The following is a 21259-nucleotide window of genomic DNA, read 5'->3' as shown; positions in this document are numbered from 1 at the left end:
CTGGTGATACCGGAGCAACGGGCGCTACTGGCGATACTGGTGCAACTGGTGACACCGGAGCCACAGGTGCGACCGGCGATACCGGAGCTACGGGTGCGACCGGCGATACCGGCGCGACTGGTGCAACTGGCGATACCGGAGCGACCGGAGCCACGGGCGATACCGGAGCAACCGGAGCCACGGGTGATACCGGAGCAACCGGAGCCACGGGTGATACCGGAGCAACCGGAGCCACGGGTGATACCGGAGCCACAGGTGATACCGGAGCCACAGGTGCAACCGGCGATACCGGCGCGACCGGCGACACCGGAGCCACGGGTGCGACCGGCGACACCGGAGCGACCGGCGACACCGGAGCAACGGGTGCGACGGGCGATACCGGCGCGACTGGTGCAACTGGCGATACTGGTGCGACGGGCGCTACTGGCGATACTGGAGCAACCGGCGACACCGGCGCAACGGGCGCTACTGGCGACACCGGCGCAACGGGCGCTACTGGCGATACCGGAGCAACGGGCGCTACTGGTGATACCGGAGCAACAGGCGCTACTGGTGACACCGGAGCAACAGGTGCGACCGGCGATACCGGCGCGACCGGTGCAACTGGCGACACCGGAGCAACTGGTGATACCGGTGCGACGGGCGCTACTGGCGATACTGGAGCAACAGGCGCCACTGGCGATACTGGTGCCACAGGTGCGACCGGCGATACCGGCGCGACTGGTGCAACTGGCGACACCGGAGCAACTGGTGATACCGGTGCGACGGGCGCAACTGGCGACACTGGTGCAACTGGTGACACCGGAGCCACAGGCGATACCGGAGCGACTGGCTCGACCGGAGCGACGGGTTCGACCGGGGCAACCGGTGCCACGGGCTCGACCGGCGCCACGGGCTCGGCTGGTGCGACAGGTGCGACCGGAGCGACCGGCCCGGGCGGCGAGACTGGTGATCACCACCATGGCAATAACGGCTTTGGCAATGGAGATCAGGATGCACCTGGTAATTCCGGGAACAATAACAATGCCGAAAACGGCCCTGGTCACAACCACGCCAAGGTCACGTCCACCTCGCTCGGGCTGAAGGACTCTACGCAATTCCTGCAGTCCGGCTCGACTGACGGCAGCGGCGGTTCCGGCGGCAATACCTCGTTCGGCCACCTGATCAGCCTGGCGGCGACTTCGGTGACGACGGACCTGCTGAATGTCCTCAAGACGATCAGCGGATTCGGCAACAACCAGAACAAGCCGTCCGGGGCGAGCACGGATCTAACCTCGGACCAGACCAAGCCTGGCGCCGGCTACGCCAGCAACGACCACACCGTCAAGACGTCCCTGAAGGATCTCTTGAAGCCGCATGAGTGAGTAGGCAATGGACCTGGACAGGGACTGGTCCAGATTGAGAACAGGCGCGCGGGCTTCGCTGAAAAGCGGGACCCGCGCGCCGATTATTCTAGATTGTTGGCTCTCAAAGCATCATCCCGCAGCGCCTGGCTTGCGAACCATGGTCAGCCACCATGACCAGCGACCATCGATGAAACGTACGCGCGGACTTCGCGGGAGAGCGGAATTCTCGCGTTCACCACCTCCAGACACGGATTGGCATGAGAGTCGCGCGGCAGATCGGTTCGGAGTACAGTGCGGCACTACCGGAAACCTCGGCGGAAACGCCTCGGCCCGGGCATTTTCGAACCCTCGCCCTGCGTACCGGATGAGAAGTCCATGGTAAACGTGCCCATAAACGCCGAAAACCAGCCGGTCTCGATCCGTGCAAGCTCCGAAGTCGACGATGCAGCGCGCCAGGCCGGCGCGCGTAACGCTGCCGAGCGGGCTCCCGGCGGTCCCGCCGAGCGCAACCAGATCGCGCCACGCCTCAAGGCAGTACTGCAGGCCGCCCGTTATCATGGCGTGGAACTCGACCCCAACGAATTCAGGACAGCGAGCTCGGTTCCGACCGCTACCGATCTCTCCGAATGGGCGCAGAACGCCGGGATGTGGGTGCGTGCCGTCCGCATCCGCTGGTCGCACCTCTTGCGCTTCCAGGATACCGGACCGGTCGTGCTCTTGTTCAGCGATGGCGGCGCGGCCCTCCTGACCGGAGCGAGTGCGGAGCGCAATGTCGTCTTCCTCAAAAGTGCCGACGCGCCAGACGACGGTGAGGCCACCGCCATCGATGAGCTTCGGCTGTCGCGGGTGTGGACGGGCGAGGCGGTGCTGCTGCGCGCGACACGGTCGCACGTGGCGGCGGATGCGCCTTTCACCCTTCACTGGCTCACCCAACTGGTGCGGCTAGAAAGCCGGCCGCTGCGCGACATAGCCATTGCCTCATTCACGCTGAGCATCCTGACCATCCTGCCGCCCCTCATCGTCATGACTTTGGTCAACAAGGTGTTGCAGTTCAACAGCATCTCGACTTTGGTGCTCTTGTCTGCGGTGATTGCCGTGGTCTTCGCCTATGAGACACTTCTTGGCCATGCGCGGCGACTGATCATCAACGTCGTCGGCGCCCGCCTGGACACCAAGCTGCAGTTGCACGTCTTTAGCCGGCTCTTGCGCCTGCCGCTCGATTATTTCGAGCGTCATCCGGCCGGCGAGACGATGTATCATCTGGCCCAAGTCTATCGTATTCGAGAGTTCCTGACCGGAAAACTCCTCAGCACGTTCCTGGATCTAATCACACTGTGCGTGCTGGTACCGGTCATGTTCTACATCAACTCCACGCTCGCCTGGGTCGTAATGGCTTGTGCGGCCGTGATAATGTTGATCATCCTTGCCTTTCTTAGACCGCTGCGCCGCAGATACCAGCGAGTGGTCGAAGCCGAGACTTGGAAGTCGGCAGCGCTTGGCGAGACTGTCGTCGGCATCAAGACGGTGAAGGCGCTCGGCCTCGAGCCGCAGCGCAAGGCGCTCTGGGACGAGCGGGTGGCGGAAGCCGGAAAGGCTCGCCTCGCCTTCGGGCAGCTTGCAAGCTGGCCGCAGACGCTGGTCACGCCGATCGAACGCGTCATGGTGCTCGGCACCATGCTGGTCGGCGCCTATCTCGCATTGAACGACCGCTCGGGCTATATGGTTGGCAGCCTGTTTGCCTTCATGATGATCTCCCAGCGCGTAGCGCAGCCGCTGGTCGGCCTGGCCCGGCTGGTTGAAGACTACGAGGAGGTCGGTGCAGCCATCGGCGAGGCGGCCTCGGTTCTCAACCGGCCACTGGAGAGCAGTTCGAATTCCACCGGCCTGAGACCCAGGCTCGTGGGCGAGGTCACTTTCAGCGACTTGACCTTCAGCTATATCGCTACGAAGACACCGGCGCTTGACAGGGTCAGCTTCCACATTCCCGCGGGAAGCATGTTTGGCATTGTTGGGCGCAGCGGTTCGGGAAAATCAACGATCGCGCGCCTCCTACAGGGAATCAACCGCGACTACAGTGGCTTCCTCAAACTTGATGGCGTCGACCTCAAGGAGATCAACCTACGCCATCTTCGCCAAGGGCTCGGCGTGGTCCTGCAGGACAATTTTCTCTTTCGCGGGTCGATCCGCGATAACATCATCGCTGGGCGGCCAGGCCTGACGCTTTCCGATGCCATGCGTGCAGCACACCTCGCCGGCGCCCAGGAATTCATCGAGCGCATGCCCAATGGCTATGACACCTATATCGAGGAAGGTTCGCCCAATTTGTCAGGCGGTCAAAAGCAGCGGCTGGCGATCGCACGCGCTCTCATCCACGATCCGACCATTCTCATCCTCGACGAAGCGACCAGCGCGCTCGACCCGGAGAGCGAGGCGGTGGTAAGCGCCAATCTCATGCGCATCGCCAGCGGGCGCACGATGATCATCGTTTCGCACCGGCTGTCCTCACTGACAGAATGCGACAACATCCTGGTTATGGATCAGGGTAAGGTCCTTGACGTCGCGCCGCATGCGACACTGCTCGAGCGATGCGCGCTTTATCGCCAGCTGTGGTCGCAGCAAAACCGGCACCTCGACGGCCGTCATGGCCGCCCGGTCGCCATCCCACCGCGGTTGGTTTGACGATGCCACGACTCAGATGCGCTTCAGGTCCGGTAACCCATGAGTAGCACCTCTCTCATCGCCCTTCCGGCTCGGCGGCATCGGATGGAAACGAGGGATCCTACAACGCCGGCCATACTCGAATTCCAGTGGCCGTCGACGGCTGTCGCCAATGCCCCTATCCCGCAGGCGGCGCGCGGCATCGTCTGGATCATCGCGAGCCTGGTCATCGCGCTGATCGCTGTGGCCGGACTGATACCGGTCGATCAGGTTGTAACGGCCAGAGGGCTCGTGGTGTCAAAATCGCCCAACATGGTCGTGCAACCGCTGGAGACGGCGATCGTGCGCTCGATCGACGTGCGTGAAGGACAGCACGTGCAGGCCGGTCAAGTGCTTGCTCGCCTCGATGCGACCTTTGCTTCTGCCGATCTGGCGACGCTCGCGATGCAGGTTTCGACGCTTGAAGCTGAAGTCGCGCGGTTGAAGGCGGAAGCGGATGGCCGGGCTTTCGATTATGACGGTCTCGACCCAAGCTGGACCTTGCAGGCATCGATTTTTGAGCGCCGCAAGGCGGTCTATGACGCCAAGGTTGAGAATTTCGATCGGCAGCGCGACGAACTCAGTTCCGTAATCTCGCGGTCGCTATCGGATGCAGATGGCTACCGCCAGCGGCTCGCGGTCGCGGGTTCGATCGAAGAGATGCGCAAGCAGCTCGAAGCAAGACAGGTGGGCAGCCGCCTCAACACATTGCTCGCCGAGGACAATCGCGCGGAAATGTCCAGGGCGCTCGGCAATGCCGAGCAGACTGCAGAAGCCGCGAAGCTCCAACAGGCGGCGGTATCCGCCGAGCGTGACGGCTACATTCAGGGTTGGCGAGCGGATGTTTCGCAGAGCCTTTCGGAGGCGAGCTCGCGGATCTCCGACGCCCGCGAGCTTCTCAACAAGGCAAAGCTGCGCAAGCAGTTGGTCGAGCTGAAAAGCGAAGTAGACGCCATCGTTCAATCCGTGGCCAAGGTCTCGGTCGGTTCGGTCCTGCAGTCCGGTGAGCGATTGATTACACTGGTGCCGGCCAACGCGCCGCTTGAGATCGAGACAAACATCGTCGGCCGCAGCAGCGGCTTTGTGCATGTCGGCGACCAGGTGATCATCAAGTTCGACACCTTCCCCTATTCGCAATACGGCCTCGCTCATGGCAGCGTGCGGACGCTTAGCCCTGATTCCTTCTCTGCACAGGACCAGGCGCGCGATCCGAACAGCTCCCTGGCCATGCTGCCTTCGGACGCCGAACCGTTCTATCGCACGCGGATTTCCATCGACCAGGTCGCCCTCCACGGCGTGCCTGCCGGTTTCACCGTGAGCCCTGGCATGCCGGTGACCGCCGACGTTAAGGTCGGCCGCCGCACAGTGCTCAAATATATTCTCGGTGTGATACTCCCGATCGGCCAGGAAGCCATGCGGGAGCCATAGCGCAGGGTGTTTTCGGAGGCTCGGATCGATGACAATCCTGGATCGGCTGACTGTCTTGGCCTCCCCGGCGGCAGCGTTGCGCCGAGCGATCCAGCTCTCTGACAGCGGCAAGCCCGCAGAAGCCTTTCCGCTGATGGCGACCGCGGCGCGCGCGGGGATCCTCGAGGCCGAGTACCGGGTCGCGCGTTGCTATCTCGAAGGCTCGGGTGTGCCGCCAAGCCGTATGGAAGGGGCGCGATGGCTGCTGCGGGCAGCCAACCACGGGAGCGCCGATGCGCAAGCGCTGCTCGCTGCTCTCTACCTGACCGGGCTGGTGGCTAAGGAAGGCGACGGCAAGGGCTCCGAATCCGACCAATTGTTCATGGCGGATTCCTCGGGCAAACCGGACTTCACAGCGGCGTTCGATTTTGCCACCAAGGCGGCTGAGGCGGGCTCGGCCACCGGACAGGCGATCCTCGGCTATATACTTACCAGCGGTCCCAAAGCAATGCGCAATGCAGATGCGGCGCACCGATGGTACGAGAAGTCGGCTTCTGCCGGCTGCGCCGAGGGGTGTCTCGGCTTTGCCCTGTCGCTCGCCCGTAGTGGCAAACGTGAAAACAGGGTCAGGATTGCAAACGAGGTAAGACGCGCCGCCGACGCCGGTCTGCCGACCGCAATCTACCTTCTCGCGGTCCTTACCGAGCACGGGCTCGGCGTCGTACGCGACATGGACGCAGCCGTTCAACTCTATCAGGCTGCTGCAGAAAAAGGCCTTCCCTCCGCCCAGTTCCGGTTGGGACTGGCACTGATTGATGGTGCATTTGTCGACCAGGACATATCTGCTGGAGAGGCGTGGATGCGGCGCGCTGCGTTGGCGGGCAATATTGAGGCTGCCTATCTCCTTGGCGACCGCTATGTGAAGACGCAGCGGCCGGATTTTGCAGAATCCGCAAACTGGTATCGGCGGGCGGCCGAAGCGGGCCATCAGGCCGCCGCCCGCGCTTTGGCCTCGCTTTATTTGACGGGCAACGGCGTGGCTCAGGATCTCGAAGAAGGGGCACGCTGGCTACGCGCCGCTGCACTTGGCGGCAATCAGGAAGCACAGATCGACCTCGCCAATCTCGTGCTCGGAGGAGCCGGCGAGCCGGATGATCGTGCAAGCGTTGCCGGATGGTTCGAAGCGGCCGCTTCATCGGGGGACCTGATCGCCGCATTCAATCTTGGGCTCTGCTTCGCCAATGGCGTTGGCGTCCGCCAGGACGAGGGCCAAGCGGCGCAATGGCTAAGGCGCGCGGCTGAAGGTGTCGCCGAGGCGCAATATATGTACGCCCGTCTCCTGCAAGATGGACGCGGCGTGGTGACCGACCTATCGCAGGCCCGCCTCTGGTTTGCTCGGGCGGCCAATGCCGGCCTGCTCGACGCCCAGGTGGCGCTTGCCGAGATGCTGCTCAATGGCCGCGGTGGCGCGCGTGAGCCAAAGGTTGCTATGCAGCTGTTCCAGGGGGCAGCCACCGACGGCCACGCCGGGGGGATGTTTGCACTTGGTGCGCTGTACGCAGCCGGCCAGAGCCTACCGATCGACCAGGCGGAGGCGCAGAAATGGTACGCCGCCGCTGCTGGACGTGGGCACGGCCAAGCCCAACTCATGCTCGGGCGTTATTTGTCAAGGGGTATCGCTGGGGAGCGCGATCCTGCAGCCGGTCGCCTTTGGCTCGAGCGAGCGGTCGCACACGGTATCAATGAAGCGGCCGAAGAACTTGCCGAGCTCGCCTCTGGTTGAGCCTTGCCAAGCCTTGCCAAGAACAATCAGGCCCATCAGCGGGATTGCCCGCGTAGGCGCCTTGAGCTTTCTTCTTTGAGAACCCCACAGATTGTGCACAGTTCCTGCCCGGATTGCACTCCGTGAGCGATGCTGCCCCGGAAATGGCAAGTCTCAGACGGCTGGTGCGCCGTTCATAGTCCGCTGGACAAGAAGTCCATATCAAACAAAGAGTTTCAGATTTCTTGTTTCCCCCCACTTGCCCCATCACGCGGCCAAAGCTGATGCTCACATAAAACTACCCGTCGCGCGGCCAGCCCTATAGGGAGTACAGTTCCAGGTGACGGTTGACGAATGAGGCCACCAGAAGCAAGTAGATCCCGGAGTTGGTCGGCAAAGGTCGACCGCCAACGCAAATGCACTGCCGATCATTTGCTTCGGGATGCACGATCCAGCTGTGCCCTGCCCCCAAACAGCAGAGCGAAACGGTAGAGTTTAGTCCGGGCCTGACCTGTTTCACGGTCTCGTATTAAAGGGCGGCAGAGCGCGCGCGAAAGTGCTTCCGCTCGCCGTTCGTCAATCTCCAGCATCACATTCTCGCACGTGTCTGAAACCCCACAACCAGGGCAGGTCAAGCGATTGAATCCTTGCGTCTCATCGCCGACAAGAGGAAGTTTGCACCTATTGCAGCCGAACTGCGGTGTGTATCCGATCACGGTGGGTCTCCCAGCGGCGGCCAAGATTTCACCGGACGCCGGGATAGGCTACGCAATTACTGGGCCACACGCAGGTGACCCACCACGGTACACCTTTGGCGCCGCGAGCTTCACCAGAGCGCGCACTGGACTGCGAGAATTGCAAGACCCCACAGTCCCGATCGATCAGGCAGAAAAGTGCGCCCAAGTCCCAGCCTGGCTCCTTACGCCTTCTCAGAAAGTCTGGTTGTAGGCGCCCACTTCCGGACTGCGGAGCAGCACGGCGTTGACGGCCTCGAACATCTCCCGGCGGCGCAGCGATGAAACCGGGCTTTCAACAACCACGACAAGCTCAGGCTTGTTCGATGACGCACGCACCAACCCCCAGGTGCCATCCTCGGCGACGAGGCGCACGCCGTTTATGGTGATCAGATCAGCGATCTTCTGGCCGGCGAAGGTCGCATCGTCCCGCTTCATAGTCTGGAACTCAGAAACCACCCGCTCCACGACGCCATACTTCACGTCGTCCGCGCAGTGCGGCGACATGGTTGGCGTACCGAAGGTCAGCGGCAGCGTGCGGTAAAGGTCGGCCATCGAACTGCTGGGGCTGCGATCGAGCATTTGGCAAATGGCGATGGCAGTGATCAGCCCATCGTCGTAACCGCGACCGACAGGCGGGTTGAAGAAGAAATGCCCGGATTTTTCGAAGCCTGCAACGGCCCCTAGCTCGGCGACACGACGCTTGATGTAGGAGTGCCCGGTCTTCCAGTAATCGGTGACCGCACCATTGGCTAGCAATACGTTATCCGTGCGGAACAGGCCGGTGGACTTGACGTCGACGACGAAGGTCGACCCGGGATAGAGCAGCGAAATATCCCGCGCGAGCATCACACCGACCTTGTCCGCGAAGATTTCGTTGCCCTCATTGTCGACAACGCCGCAGCGGTCGCCATCGCCATCGAAACCCAGCCCAAGATCGGCGCCGCTCTTCAGCACCTTGTCCTTGATAGCGTGCAGCATCTGCATGTCTTCGGGGTTTGGATTGTAGTTTGGAAAGCTATGATCGAGTTCGACATCGAGCGGAACCACCTCGCAGCCGATCCGTTCCAGCGCTTCAGGCGCAAAGGCGCCGGCAGTGCCATTGCCACAGGCGACTACGACCTTGAGCTTCTTCGAGATACGCTTGTCCCGGGTCAGATCGTCAAGATAGGTTTCTCGGAAATCGGAAACGAAATCATAGGAGCCGCCGCCAAGAAGATCGAAGTCGCGGGCCAGGACAATTGTCTTCAGCGCGGTCATCTCCTCGGGACCGAAGGTCAACGGCCGCGCCGCACCCATCTTGACGCCGGTCCAGCCGTTTTGATTGTGCGAGGCGGTGACCATGGCGACCGACTGCGTGTCGAGCGCGAACTGGGCGAAATACGCCATCGGCGACAAGGCTAGACCGATGTCCCTCACCTTGGCGCCAGCGGCCATCAACCCGGAGACGAGTGCCAGCTTGATAGACAGCGAATACGACCGGAAATCATGCCCGGTGATGATCTCGGGTCCAGCGCCGAGACGGCGGATCAGAGTGCCGAGCCCCATACCAAGCGCCTGGACGCCGATCAGGTTAAGTTCGGGCGCGACCTGGCCAAACCACCAGCGCGCATCATATTCCCTAAACCCGGACGCCTTGATCAACGCCGAGGTTTCAAATTCGAACGTGTTGGGCCGGGCTTCGTCCACAAAATTCAGAGGCAAGACAGGAAACTCCGAACGACACAAATGCGGTTGGCGAGGCGGTAGCTTACCAGAACCGATCTTCAGGCCTACCTATCAGTTTGGTTGACCCTTTCGCGACACGGTGGCCCGGCGAGCGTTGTTGTCGGCTAACGACTGGATCGCCGCCCTCTAGCGGCTCGCGACGTCGTGTTTTCTGCCGGCCATTATCGTTTTTAATATTTTGTGATCGCCCCGAGTCGAGTTCTCCACAGCCGCGTCCAATTGACCATCTGCGGTTGCTAGAATGCTGCCGAAGAATGCCTTAAACAGCCGTGGCCCAGACGCAAACCTTCTGCTCTGACGAGCACTTTGTTATTAAGCACGGACGCAAAATGCCGCTGTTTTTCTTCGATGTCCGGGACGGCAAATCCCATTCTCCCGACACAGAGGGCACCCACTACGATGGGGCGCTTGAGGCCCGGGTAGACGCAGTTAGAATGCTGGTCGCCATGGCACAGGACGAAGTTCAGGGCGAACTTCAAAGCAAAATTTCGGTAACTGTTTCTGACGAGAGCCGTCGACCCGTCATGGAAGCAAATATCGACTGCAGCATAAAAGTCTTCGAAACCTCCCAATAACTCTGGCTACTTCGCTCCTTGGGATGGCCCTCGCGTTACGGCACCGATCACTTTAGATGTAAAATTCACGCCGCGCTTCTCGACCGGAGTAGCCGGCCCTCCTGATCCAGCGACATGACCACGTTGGCCGCCGCTTTGGCCGCCGATGCCCAAGCAGTACCACGCTTCTAATGCGGTTTGGCGGCAGCCCTTCTTCTCCTCGAGGCAAACGGCGCGGCAGGGATATGGCGTTCGAGCCGGGCGGCCGTCCGTTAATTGCCGTCGACATTGAACAGAACAGACCCCTGGCACATCGCTAGGAACCTTTGCCGCCGCGAAGCCAATTCGGCTGAACCTGAGTACACGACGCTAACCGTGCTGTGGCCCGACGCCGGCGCGTTTCGTTCGACCATGCCGCGCCGAGCACTGCTCTCGTGGCGCAAACGACTGCAAGTGCAATGAAAAAGAGGATGCCTGGATCAGCGCTGCCGCCCGACACCGACATGGCAATTATGCTTGCAAGGGCAGCATTCCTGACGCTAGCCACGACCGCGTCTGTTTCTGGATCCACCCACTGCCGAACCGCCCCCAGCCCCCTAGCCAGGACACACAGCAGGCCCCCCATCATCAGCGACCCGATCAAGCCCAGCTGGGAAAGAACAGCAATCGGCCAACTCGATGCTCTTGAGCTGCCGAACCCCACACCCAGTCCGCTGGTAACGAGAAAAGACTGCAGGCTCTTTACATTCCAATAGGTGCGTTCATGGCCTGAGCCGGAATCCGCTTTGTTGATGATGGTGCTGTTGATCAGCCTGACGAACGGGTCAAACGCCTCGGCCTTGTAAAGACTTATGCCCAATATGGCAGTCCCGCCCAACACCATGAGTGCCATTATGAGGATCTCTTCGCCCTCAACATTTCCCCTCAGGACCGAGGCCAGCATCGACAAAGCAGCCGGGATGCATAGCAGTATCAGCCCGACATAGGCGGTCGATGAAGTCGACAGAATGGACAGGAAGAGCAGGATGGCAGCCAGCCATTTGGCCAGCGGTGATTTCGTCCTTCTCCCGTAGCTGTAGCAGAATGCCAGGCAGGCGAGGGAAACGCTGGCGAATGAAGAGGCCTCCGAAAAAAGCTCCGGTGATCCACACGAATCCGGCCTCCGTCGCGTTCGATATGATCGCGTAGTTGGCGGTTCTGATGGGGGCCAGCAGGTCTCCTGCGCCCACGGTCTTGCTGATGTAATCGAAGACTCCCATCCCCGTGTGGAGGCCGCACCACAAGAAGAAGCCGCGCCGGACCTGGTCGATCCGGTCGGAGTGCAGCAGCAGGGCGCAAAGCGCTATTGCGGCGAGTCCACCAAGGACGAAATAGCCGGTCTGAGAAATGTTGCCGGAAACCGGCGCGAAGGAATCTTCTATGACTATGCCGCGGGTCTTGGACTGCACGAATACGGCGGTCTGTCCTGCAAAGAATCTCGGAAACAACCATGATCCGATGATTGCGTACAGCATGAGGCTTGTCAGGATCCAGACCGTCCGGATGCTTCCGAACACGAGTCCAAGATCAAGCCATATACGACGTCTTGCAGCGACGGTCGTGACAAGCAAGGCCGCGAACATGGTATAGATCAATGGAGATGACCCGCCCAGAAAGGTCAGTGTCATGACGGCCGTCGCGCCGAAAGCCTGGGAAGCGATCAAGCAGATGATCAGCATCCCCCTCAAATAGTAGGCAACGACCAAAATAGCCGCGCATATTAGCAGTCCCGGCAGAGACACCTGCATGCCGACGAGTTCCCGCTTGGTTTGGCCCTGTGACGCGGATACAGCGAGCTGTCCGATCGCTAATCTTTCGACAGCTGGATGTCCTGAGCAAGTGAGTCAAAGGGGGTAGCCTTCCACCGGCGACGGTAGAGCGCGCCAATGCTCGTCCCCACGTCACTTCCGTGGCCTTGATAATCAAGGTGGTGGTGCGCTCAAAAGCGCTTGGGGTTGAGTGATCGAATATCCCCATCAAAGTCGCGCCAAAACATGCACCGGAGCACAATTCGAGAACAAACAGGTCTGCGACGGAGGCGCGAAGCGGGTCGTACCCTCCCGCGAATGGCTAAGCCCTGGTTCCGGCGGGCCCCCTAAAGAACGCCTCGACCCGGGAAACCGACCACCTTACTACAGTCGCACGCAGTTTTTTGCTTTCAGCCAGGAAACTCTCTGTCAATGCAGACGCATAGTAGGCAGGGCAGCGGAGAATTCCATTACAAGGGAGGAGATGCGATATGACCAGCCAGGGAGTATATCGCGCGTTAGGGCTCAAGCAGGTTAGGAAACTCAAGGAAGTTTACGAGTCTGCACGGGCCGTGAAGGCCACCTACCCTGAGGGTCATATCGCCAACAAAGCCGCCAAAAGGTTGATCGACGCCTTCGAAGCCGATGTCCAGAATGCCGGAACTGTTCTGGACTCATCTTGGCTGACCGAAAGTGACCCCCAGGGGCCGCCTGAGCCCGAGCTATACAAAGCGTAGCTCTGTCGGGGTAAGTGCGGCACCGTGTGCTGCTTCGGACCTGTCCGCAAGGGATGCTGGCCGATTTGCCCTGCCCTTCCCAACCAAACGAGCTGGCATTTGCCACAGCGTCCAAGTAGCGCCGGGGAGCTGCCCTACGAGGTCCTTTCGCTGAGCGTTGCGCGAAGCAGGCGCTTAGAAGACAGTGCCGGCGCCTATGCAGTCAAGCGATGCATTGGGATGCATGGCTTTTGACTGCCGGAAAGGGTAGTCCTCGGCTACGCCTACGGGATGAGGACCGCCGAGGCCAGCCGTCTTCGGATGGGTTCACCTTCAGAGCGTTGCGATGTCGTGCGGTATTCAGCGCTCCACACCATCCATCGACTGGCCAGCTCGCATGTTTACCTAAAACGGTAGCGCCCGCGGCGGGGCTAGCCGTTAGTGTTTTTCGCAGATTCATAAATTTAACCAAATGTTAATCTAAGTTAGCGCTGGCTCATAAATAGCCCATAAGCTCAGGTTGTTCTGGTTGGGGTTGGGAACAGGGAACAGCAGTGGGTGCAAGGCTGGGCAAATTCCAGCTGAAGCTCCCAAATGGTGGGCGCTATTTTTCAATTTCTGAAGGAACTGAAGAGTGAGGGGCTAATTGGCCGCCGCAGGGCGGGTCGCGTGGAAAAAGGGTGGGTAAGAGTATGGGCTCCACAGTAGGACTGCATAAATATACTTCTGCAGATCAGGCAGAAATCCCGTCGGGCGGAGCGGGAATGGTGCAACGAGCAGGCAGGGAATGTCTGCTCATCCTGGACGGAAGGGCGCTCGACCGCGAATGTCTCGCATCGGCGCTGGAAGACCACGATCTCGGCATGGCCGTCGAGGCGATGGGATCGATTGCCGAATGGCGCGCCAAAGAGGGGATGACCCTTGCAGCCATTCTCTTCAACCTAGGTGGCCGGAAAGTCACCGACCAGGGTATCGCGGACCAGATCAGGCGAATTTCGAGCGAGTTCAAGTCGGTGCCCGTAGTGATTTTGGCGGACACCGAAGACCTCGCACAGATACTGACGGCTCTCGAATGTGGCGCGCGTGGCTACATTCCAACCTCTGTAGGGATCGATGTCTGTGTCGAGGCAATCAATCTTGCGGCAGCGGGAGGCATCTTCGTTCCGGCAAGTAGCGTTCTTTCTATGCGGCACCTGATCGATTCAGGCAGCCGTGATGCGCCTTTGACCGGCATGTTCACGCTCAGGCAGGCTGAGGTCGCGCAGGCGCTCCGACGCGGCAAGGCGAACAAGATCATCGCCTTTGAACTGAACCTGCGCGAAAGTACGGTGAAGGTGCACATCCGCAACATCATGAAAAAGCTCAAGGCGACCAACCGCACGGAAGTCGCATACAAGGTCAATGATCTCTTCGCGGAAGGAGCTGCGGCTGAACGGTGATCGCAATCACAAGCCGCCTTCCCTCAATGTACGATCGCAATCTTATATGCGAACGCACCAAGCGGGGCGCGGTCAACGAAAAGCCCGCCACGGTAGCGAACCGGGCGGGCTTCATTCTGAGCGGCTACACCCCAGGGGAATCGACCGCTGCTAGCTGTTTATCATAAGATTATTTCCTGTGAATGGCGTGATCACGTGAGGGACGGCCATTTGGCAGGATCGCCTCGAATTTCCGGGATGTCCGGGGTCAGGGGGTCGTACTTCGCAACAGCCGCGGCGCAATGCTCCCCGGCGTTTCGCACACGCCGGACTGTTCCCCCAGGTTCCAGCGTTGAGCCTAGTTCAACCAACCTACGCAGGATTAGCTGCTCCCGGCCGGAGGCAACGCTGCGCGAACTCATTCGCTTGCGCCTTGATGCTGCTTGTCAGTTGGCGCGTTTGCCGCACAGGACCCCACAATCGCGCCAACCATCCACCATAAGTGCTAAACCGGTGATCTTATGGAGAACGCGAAAATCCAGGCTCAGACATCTAGACTTTCTGCCGAACTGGAGCAGTCCGCATGCCTGAGCAAAGCCTCTGTTTTCGCAAATCGGGACGCCTTCAAGAACGTGGCCGTGAGCTGATCCCAGGCGGCAGCCACACCTACGCGAAAGGCGAGGATCAGTATCCCGTTCTCGCGCCGGGCTTTATCGAACGTGGTCTGGGGTGCCACGTCTGGGATGTCGATGGAAACCAGTACATCGAATACGGCATGGGCAACCGTTCCGTCGGGCTGGGGCATGCATACCCAACGGTGCTCAGGGCGGTGGAGGCGGCGCTCGCCGGCGGAGCCAACTTCACGCGCCCCGCAAGAATCGAAGTTGACTGCGCCGAAACGTTCCTTGAACTCGTCGGCGCGCAGATGGTAAAATTCTGCAAGGACGGATCGGACGCGACGTCAGGCGCCGTCCGCCTTGCCCGCGCCTACACGGGTCGCGATTTCGTCGCGTGCTGCGCCGACCACCCTTTCTTTTCGACAGACGATTGGTTCATCGGGACCACACCGATGAACGCGGGAATTCCAGAAGCAGTTCAAAACCTGACCCTTACTTTCCGGTACAACGACATCGCTAGTGTCAAGGATTTGTTCGACAGGCACCCGGGTAAGGTAGCCGCCCTGATCCTGGAACCTTCCCGTGGCGACGATCCGGCCGACGGCTTCCTGCATAATGTCCAGCGTCTTTGCCGGGAAAATGGTGCGCTGTTCATTCTCGACGAAATGATCACCGGGTTCAGGTGGCATGCAGCGGGAGCACAAAGGCTCTATGGCATCGAACCGGACTTGTCTACATTCGGCAAGGCCCTGGGCAACGGATTTTCGGTCTCGGCCCTGGCAGGCAAACGCGAATATATGCGGCTCGGTGGGCTCGAGCATACGGACCGCCCGCGGGTGTTTCTGTTGTCGACCACTCATGGGGCGGAAACCCATGCGCTGGCCGCGGCAATCGCGACCATGCGGACTTATCGGGACCAGTCCGTCATCGAACACCTGCACCGTCAGGGAACGAAATTGAAGGAAGGCATCACGGAGGTTTCCAGACGCCATGGACTGGATCGGCACTTCAAAGTTGTCGGCCGTCCCAGTTGTCTCGCCTACGCTACGCTTGACCAGGACGGCAAGTCCTCACAGACATACCGTTCCCTGTTCCTGCAGGAGACGATCAAGCGTGGTGTCCTCATGCCATCTCTCGTCGTCAGCTACACGCATGACGACGCGGCCGTCATAAAAACCATAGACGCCGTCGATGGTGCTCTGGGCGTGTACGCGAAGGCCCTGGATTCGGGAGCAAGCCAATTTTTGGTCGGCCGCCCATCTCAGATCGTGTTTCGTCGCTTCAACAATGGCGATGCACAGGCTCAGATACCGGCGGTCTCACAGAACCCCCGGCCAGCGAGCAGTCAGACCAAACGGCAATCAGAAACCCGCCGGCTCGTATCCACTTCATGAGCCGGTGACCCCGATCTGGCAGAGCGTGGTGTCCCAAAAGTGTCGTGCGAAGATCGCCAACCACGTCGAGGATGGCTCCTGAAGGCAAAGCCCGACCGTAGTCTTCCCCAGGAACCATGTGCCCCCTTGGCTCAGACAAGCCTCAAGCAAATCGGGACGGAAAATCCGCTAAAGAAGTCTGGCTTTTCTGAGTGTAAACGCCTCGGCGAAATGTTCCGGGGCCCTGCACTCCATCCCGCGCAATCTCGCCAGCCCCGCGAATGTGTCACGGTCGAACCAGTCCTTGGAGCGCTGCGTGCCGAAGTGCTGTTGCAGGAGCTCGATCTTGCGTTCCAGCACTGCGGCAGAGAGCGGCACGTAGGCATTTGGCTGGCAAAGATCGCCATCCCATTTGGGAATCTCGTATTCGATCACAAGATGATCGCGAAAGACATTCCAGGTCAGTTGATTGACCTCCCGGTGGTCTTGATGGGCATCGAACCTAGCATGGGTCAGCACCAGTTCGGGATGGACGCGAGATCTTAGATCTATCAACCGCTGCTTTATCGCCCGGCTATGGGCCGGGAAATAGCTGTCCTCGAAATCCGCGATGTCGATTACGGACGACTTCGATCCTTTCAGGAACGCTTCGGCCGAAGCGCGGGCCTCGACCGACCGCTGGCCGCCGGCGCTTAGCACACACCAGTGGACATCCAGTTTCACCCCCGACGCGATCAGACCAAGGATAGTGCCGCCGGCGCCGATCTCGATGTCATCGGAATGGGCGCCAAGGCAGAGGATCGAGAGTTCCTCCCCGCCACGTGCGAGGCCAAGCCCTCTCACGAAGCGGCCATTACCAGACCGCGTCTGGTTTTTTCGGCGGTAACTTTTCTATTCCAGGGCATGTCGCCCCGTTCGACCATGTCTTCGAGCGATTGCCAATCGCGCAGCGTATCCATCGATCGCCAGAAGCCATCATGTTTGTACGCCATGAGCATGTTGTCGTCGATCAGTCGCCTGAAAGGTTCCAGAACCAGCTCCTCGCCATCGCGCATATAGTCGAAGATTTGCGGGCGGAACAGGAAGTAGCCGCCGTTGATCCAGATCTCAGAGGTATCGGTTGTGCGGAACTCGCGCACGCGACCGTCTTCCGCGATATCGGCCAAATGGTATGTCAGTGGTGCGCGCACCGCGAGAAAACAACCGATCTTGCCGCTGGATTCGAATTTCGCCACCACGTCGTCGAGATCGACGTTGGTCAGACCATCGGAGTAGTTGGCCAGGAACATCTTCTCGTTCTTAACCTGGTCCCTTGCCGCCCAGAGGCGTTCGCCGATATTGCGCCAGACCCCGGTATCAAGCAGGGTAATGCTCCAGTCCTTGACCTGGTCGCCGAGCAGTTTCACGTCTTGACCTCCCTGCGTGACCACGCAATCGGAAAAGGTCTGCGGCCGTGTGTTGAGGAAGAACTCCTTGATGACATTGGCTTTGTAGCCCAGGCACAAGACGAACTCATCATGTCCATAATCGCTGTACCACTGCATCACGTGGCGCAGGATCGGCTGGTGGCCAAGCGGGATCATCGGCTTGGGTATACTGTCGGAATAGTCGCGGATCCGGGTTCCGCGACCGCCGCAGAAGAGGACAACTTTCATCTGCCTAACTCCGATGGATCGATCACCGCCACAAAAGGAATTGGGACCACAAACCTTGCACCCCAGGAGGCGACATGGCGCATCTGTTCGATGATCTCGTCCTTCAGGTTCCACGGAAGGATGAGGATGTAATCTGGCCGGACTTCGTCGATGGCCTCGACGGATTTGATCGGGATATGCATCCCCGGTGTGAAGCGACCATGCTTGTAAGGGTTACGGTCGACCGTGAAGTCGAGGAAGTCGGTGCCGATGGCGCAGTAATTGAGCAGCGTGTTGCCCTTACCTGGAGCGCCGTAGCCACAAATCTTCTTCCCTTCGTTTTTGGCCGAGATAAGGAACGCCAAGAGGTCGCGCTTGGCACGCTGGGCCTTGTGACCGAAGGAGGCATAGGTAATCATCTCCGTTAGCCCGTGGCGTTTTTCTCTGGCAAGAAGTTTGCCCACGCTGTCATCCACGCCCCAGCGACTGCCATCATGGGCGAGATAGACGCGCAGCGAGCCGCCATGGGTGGGCAACTCCTCGACGTCGATCAGCCGCAATCCGTGGCGCGCCGCCATCAGCTCGACCGTCAGCAGCGAGAAGTATGAAAAGTGCTCATGATAAATGGTGTCGAACTGATTCTCCGCCATCAGCCGCTCGATATGTGGAAACTCGAGCGTGACCACCCCCTGAGGTTTGAGAAGGATTCTCATCCCGGCGACGAAGTCATTGAGGTCCGGCACCTGCGCCAGGACGTTGTTGCCAATGATGAGGTCGGCGCAATGTCCTTCGCTCATCATCTGATTTGCCAACCGAACCCCGAAGAAGTCGACCCGGGTGGGCACACCTTTCTCGATCGCGGCGCGCGCAACATTGGCTGCCGGTTCGACGCCCAGTACAGGAACGCCCAGTGGCAGAAAGTGCTGCAGCAGGTAACCATCGTTGCTTGCGAGCTCGACCGCAAGACTGTCACGGCCAAGCCCAAGCCGGCTGGTGATGGCCTCGCAATACACTTTCGAATGAGCCACCCAGCTGGAGGAGAACGAAGAGAAGTAGGCATATTCGCTGAAAATGGTCTCGGGGCTTAGATACTCCTTGAGCTGCACCAGGTAGCAAGTGTCGCAGACAAGCACGTTGAGAGGATAGTAAGCTTCCATTTGGTCAAGCTGCTCGGCCTGCAGGAAGCTTTCGCAAGGTGGAGACATGCCTAGATCGACCAAGGTGTGGCGCAGGCGCGACCCGCAGAGCCTGCAACCGACATTCCGGCTTGCCGCACTGTGACCGCGAACGGTTTCGATAGGCTGAATGTTCATTTCCCCGCTCCTATCCGCCGTCTAACGGAAACGCAGGCGCTACGCAGAACCCATGTCTGCCGCGCCTCCGTAGACAGATGACAGGTTAGGATCCGGCCCTCTCCGGTTCGATTTGCCAATCCGTCGGGTGCATTAATCCTTATAGCGAGCCGGCGGCGGCGATGCCGATACCAGGCTCGCCGAACGGGTAGTCAGCTGTCGTCCGCACGTACCGCTATCGGAGAGGCCAGCTAAGGCTTAGGTAGCCCTTACAGCGTGGGCTGGCCACGCTGACAATTGAGGCGGCAGTCTCACTCGGCGCCGGGGAGTCAACCCATGCAGTTTACCGAAACGGAGCTTCAAGGGGTCTGGGTGATCGAGCCTACTCCCATGCTTGACGACCGTGGTTCTTTCACCCGCCTTTTCTGTGAGAAGGAGATGGCCGATTGTGGTCTGGCGACGCGCTTTGTCCAGCACAGCCGGGCTCATTCGATCAAAAAGGGAACTCTTAGGGGGCTGCACTACCAGGAGGAGCCTTACGCAGAGGTCAAGCTGGTCTCCTGTGTCCGGGGCGCGATTTTTGATGTCGTCGTGGACCTGCGCCCGAATTCGCCGACGCGCCACAAATGGCTCGGTTTCGAACTGACTTCCGAAAACATGAAGCAGCTCTATATCCCTGCCGGGTTCGCCCACGGCCTCCAGACCCTAACCGACGGCACCGAGGTCTCGTATCTCATATCACAGTTCTATACGCCCAACGCTTCGACCGGCGTTCATTACAATGACCCCACCTTGTCCATCGGATGGCCCTTGATGCCGACGGCCATGTCGGAAAGGGACAAAAGCTGGCCCCTTATCAGACGGCGAACCGTAACGGCCTCATAAGGCTACCAGGAGCTCATGTTCCAACAGCAGTTTCGCAGCGGCGGCCAGTTCCTTGAAGGGCAGCTTCGAGCGCTCCGCCATGGCCAGGAGCGAATGCTGCCCGTCGGCGAGGTTTAGCACCCATAGCAGCGAGATCGACGTCGCCCCCGACGACTTCTGCCCTCCCACGGCTGCATAAAGGCCGCGTTTGCCGAGCTGCGGCTCGCCCTTGGGCAAGCGGTTCAACGGCGTCCAGTCCTCTTCGACAATGTCGATCACCTCCATCAAGATGCGGAAGGAATCCTCGAGATGCTCTGGCCTGATGAAGTCAAGATTGTCGGCCGAGGTGTGGTATTCGGGAAATGTGCCGTGGACGCTTCGCTGGAACATGCCGACCGGAAGATTGAAGCCCGGCGAACAATATTGCCTCTCGTCATACCCGTATGGGGAGAAGTCCATCAGCTTTGCCCCGGCTCGACGCTCCAGCACGTGGGACATGGCTCGGTCAATAAAGGCGTCCCCGCGGCGGCTGCGCTTGTATGTCGGGCCTCCTGAATCGCCAACGCATGACAGCACCAGACCGTGGTCGATGAGACATGTACGGTCCTCGTTGCGCGACAGCCACGCGAGCGCGCCGATCGTGCCGGGAGCGAATAGGAAGCGGTAGCTGTATCGTGTCTTCCTTGCCTTGAGACTTCTCGCCAGCATTGCCAGCAGCGCCAAGCCCGAACAGTTGTCGTTGGCAAGTGAGGGATGGCAAATGTGCGCCGAAAGGAGGAATTCCCGCTCGCTCTCCCCGCGGTGCAGGTATTCGCCGTATGTGAGAGTGCCGTCCTCGAGCTCGGCGTCGATCTCCACACGGTAGAAACCGTCGGGCAGGTCGGCCACACGCACATGGGCTTCGCAGAAGCCCCAGGTCGGGGCGTAATAGCTGGTGCGGTAGGGGATCAGCTGCGGCTGTTCGGGCAGAGTATGAATGTGCGGCCTCAGCTCGGCGAGCGTCAGGATCCCCTTGAACGGCAAGCTGTAGTTGACGACGTGCAGGTTGGAATCCGCAAAATCGAGGACCGTCTGTCCGTCCGGGCCTGTGATGGTTGCCGAGCGTATGTTCCATTCCTTTGGAACGGTCCAGTCGAACAGCTGCGTCCCGGTGGGCACTTCGTGCCGTTGCAGCTCGATATGCTGTGACAGGACATCCAGCGTTGCTCGAACGCCGTTTCCCGTGATGCTCCGGCAGATGGGAAACAGACGTTCGGCCAGGGCATAAATTTCGTGACCGACTCCGGTTGCCGGCGGGCCGATCCCGGCGGGGCTCAGGTGTTCCATCCCG

Annotated in this window: 16 protein-coding genes; 9 read left to right on the top strand and 7 right to left on the bottom strand. The window is 60.1% G+C overall.

The window, feature by feature from the left end:
* From NKJ77_RS28465 to NKJ77_RS28450, 4 genes are all read left to right on the top strand, one after another.
* Nucleotides 1–1364, top strand: a 1364-nt coding sequence (locus NKJ77_RS28465) for a beta strand repeat-containing protein (RefSeq protein WP_502904434.1), incomplete at its 5' end; no start/stop codon positions are given.
* Between the two features lie 357 nt (nucleotides 1365–1721).
* Nucleotides 1722–4025, top strand: coding sequence for a peptidase domain-containing ABC transporter (locus tag NKJ77_RS28460; protein ID WP_352536139.1), 2304 nt, complete (start codon nucleotides 1722–1724; stop codon nucleotides 4023–4025).
* A gap of 39 nt (nucleotides 4026–4064) precedes the next feature.
* A complete protein-coding gene (locus NKJ77_RS28455) occupies nucleotides 4065–5471 on the top strand; it encodes an HlyD family type I secretion periplasmic adaptor subunit (protein WP_352536138.1) in 1407 nt (468 codons plus the stop codon).
* Between the two features lie 28 nt (nucleotides 5472–5499).
* Nucleotides 5500–7233, top strand: coding sequence for a tetratricopeptide repeat protein (locus NKJ77_RS28450; protein ID WP_352536137.1), 1734 nt, complete (start codon nucleotides 5500–5502; stop codon nucleotides 7231–7233).
* 908 nt (nucleotides 7234–8141) lie between these two features.
* Here NKJ77_RS28450 and NKJ77_RS28445 read toward each other — a convergent pair.
* Nucleotides 8142–9650 (bottom strand): phosphomannomutase/phosphoglucomutase, encoded by a 1509-nt coding sequence (locus tag NKJ77_RS28445; RefSeq protein WP_023730062.1) that lies wholly within the window; start codon nucleotides 9648–9650, stop codon nucleotides 8142–8144.
* A gap of 353 nt (nucleotides 9651–10003) precedes the next feature.
* Here NKJ77_RS28445 and NKJ77_RS28440 point away from each other — a divergent pair, with 353 nt between their 5' ends.
* A complete protein-coding gene (locus tag NKJ77_RS28440) occupies nucleotides 10004–10249 on the top strand; it encodes a DUF6894 family protein (RefSeq protein ID WP_352536136.1) in 246 nt (81 codons plus the stop codon).
* 295 nt (nucleotides 10250–10544) lie between these two features.
* Here NKJ77_RS28440 and NKJ77_RS28435 read toward each other — a convergent pair whose 3' ends face one another.
* Both NKJ77_RS28435 and NKJ77_RS28430 read right to left on the bottom strand, forming a co-directional pair.
* A complete protein-coding gene (locus NKJ77_RS28435) occupies nucleotides 10545–11120 on the bottom strand; it encodes a hypothetical protein (protein ID WP_352536135.1) in 576 nt (191 codons plus the stop codon).
* A gap of 19 nt (nucleotides 11121–11139) precedes the next feature.
* Nucleotides 11140–12015 (bottom strand): hypothetical protein, encoded by an 876-nt coding sequence (locus tag NKJ77_RS28430; RefSeq protein WP_352536134.1) that lies wholly within the window; start codon nucleotides 12013–12015, stop codon nucleotides 11140–11142.
* A gap of 491 nt (nucleotides 12016–12506) precedes the next feature.
* Here NKJ77_RS28430 and NKJ77_RS28425 point away from each other — a divergent pair, with 491 nt between their 5' ends.
* From NKJ77_RS28425 to NKJ77_RS28415, 3 genes are all read left to right on the top strand, one after another.
* Nucleotides 12507–12752, top strand: a complete 246-nt coding sequence (locus NKJ77_RS28425) for a hypothetical protein (protein ID WP_352536133.1) — start codon at nucleotides 12507–12509, stop codon at nucleotides 12750–12752.
* 743 nt (nucleotides 12753–13495) lie between these two features.
* Complete coding sequence (locus NKJ77_RS28420; protein ID WP_224720486.1) at nucleotides 13496–14170, top strand: response regulator transcription factor; 675 nt, start codon at nucleotides 13496–13498, stop codon at nucleotides 14168–14170.
* Between the two features lie 562 nt (nucleotides 14171–14732).
* The gene (locus NKJ77_RS28415) at nucleotides 14733–16160 is read left to right on the top strand and encodes a glutamate-1-semialdehyde 2,1-aminomutase (RefSeq protein ID WP_352536132.1); all 1428 of its coding nucleotides are present in this window, start codon (nucleotides 14733–14735) and stop codon (nucleotides 16158–16160) included.
* A gap of 168 nt (nucleotides 16161–16328) precedes the next feature.
* Here the strand turns inward: NKJ77_RS28415 and NKJ77_RS28410 are convergent, their stop codons facing one another.
* The 3 genes from NKJ77_RS28410 to NKJ77_RS28400 are packed head-to-tail and all read right to left on the bottom strand — an operon-like array spanning nucleotide 16329 to nucleotide 19086.
* Nucleotides 16329–16982 carry a PIG-L deacetylase family protein gene (locus NKJ77_RS28410; protein ID WP_352536131.1) on the bottom strand — a complete coding sequence of 218 codons (654 nt, stop codon included), beginning with the start codon at nucleotides 16980–16982 and terminating at the stop codon, nucleotides 16329–16331.
* On the bottom strand, nucleotides 16979–17794 hold the full coding sequence (locus NKJ77_RS28405; RefSeq protein WP_352536130.1) for a sugar phosphate nucleotidyltransferase: 816 nt from the start codon (nucleotides 17792–17794) through the stop codon (nucleotides 16979–16981). The genes NKJ77_RS28410 and NKJ77_RS28405 overlap by 4 nt, the downstream gene beginning before the upstream one ends.
* The gene (locus NKJ77_RS28400; RefSeq protein WP_352536129.1) at nucleotides 17791–19086 is read right to left on the bottom strand and encodes a methyltransferase domain-containing protein; all 1296 of its coding nucleotides are present in this window, start codon (nucleotides 19084–19086) and stop codon (nucleotides 17791–17793) included. The genes NKJ77_RS28405 and NKJ77_RS28400 overlap by 4 nt, the downstream gene beginning before the upstream one ends.
* 315 nt (nucleotides 19087–19401) lie before the next feature.
* On the opposite strand from NKJ77_RS28400, the gene rfbC reads away from it, so the two are divergent.
* Nucleotides 19402–19950, top strand: coding sequence for a dTDP-4-dehydrorhamnose 3,5-epimerase (rfbC, locus tag NKJ77_RS28395; protein ID WP_352536128.1), 549 nt, complete (start codon nucleotides 19402–19404; stop codon nucleotides 19948–19950).
* Here rfbC and NKJ77_RS28390 read toward each other — a convergent pair.
* Complete coding sequence (locus NKJ77_RS28390; protein ID WP_352536127.1) at nucleotides 19945–21255, bottom strand: DUF4910 domain-containing protein; 1311 nt, start codon at nucleotides 21253–21255, stop codon at nucleotides 19945–19947. The genes rfbC and NKJ77_RS28390 overlap by 6 nt on opposite strands.
* Between the last annotated feature and the right edge of the window lie 4 nt (nucleotides 21256–21259).

Origin of the sequence: Mesorhizobium sp. M0052 (genome assembly GCF_040323255.1) — a bacterium.
GTDB lineage: Bacteria > Pseudomonadota > Alphaproteobacteria > Rhizobiales > Rhizobiaceae > Mesorhizobium.
Note: the sequence above shows the minus strand (reverse complement) of the source record. Positions and strands in the feature narration are given on the sequence as shown.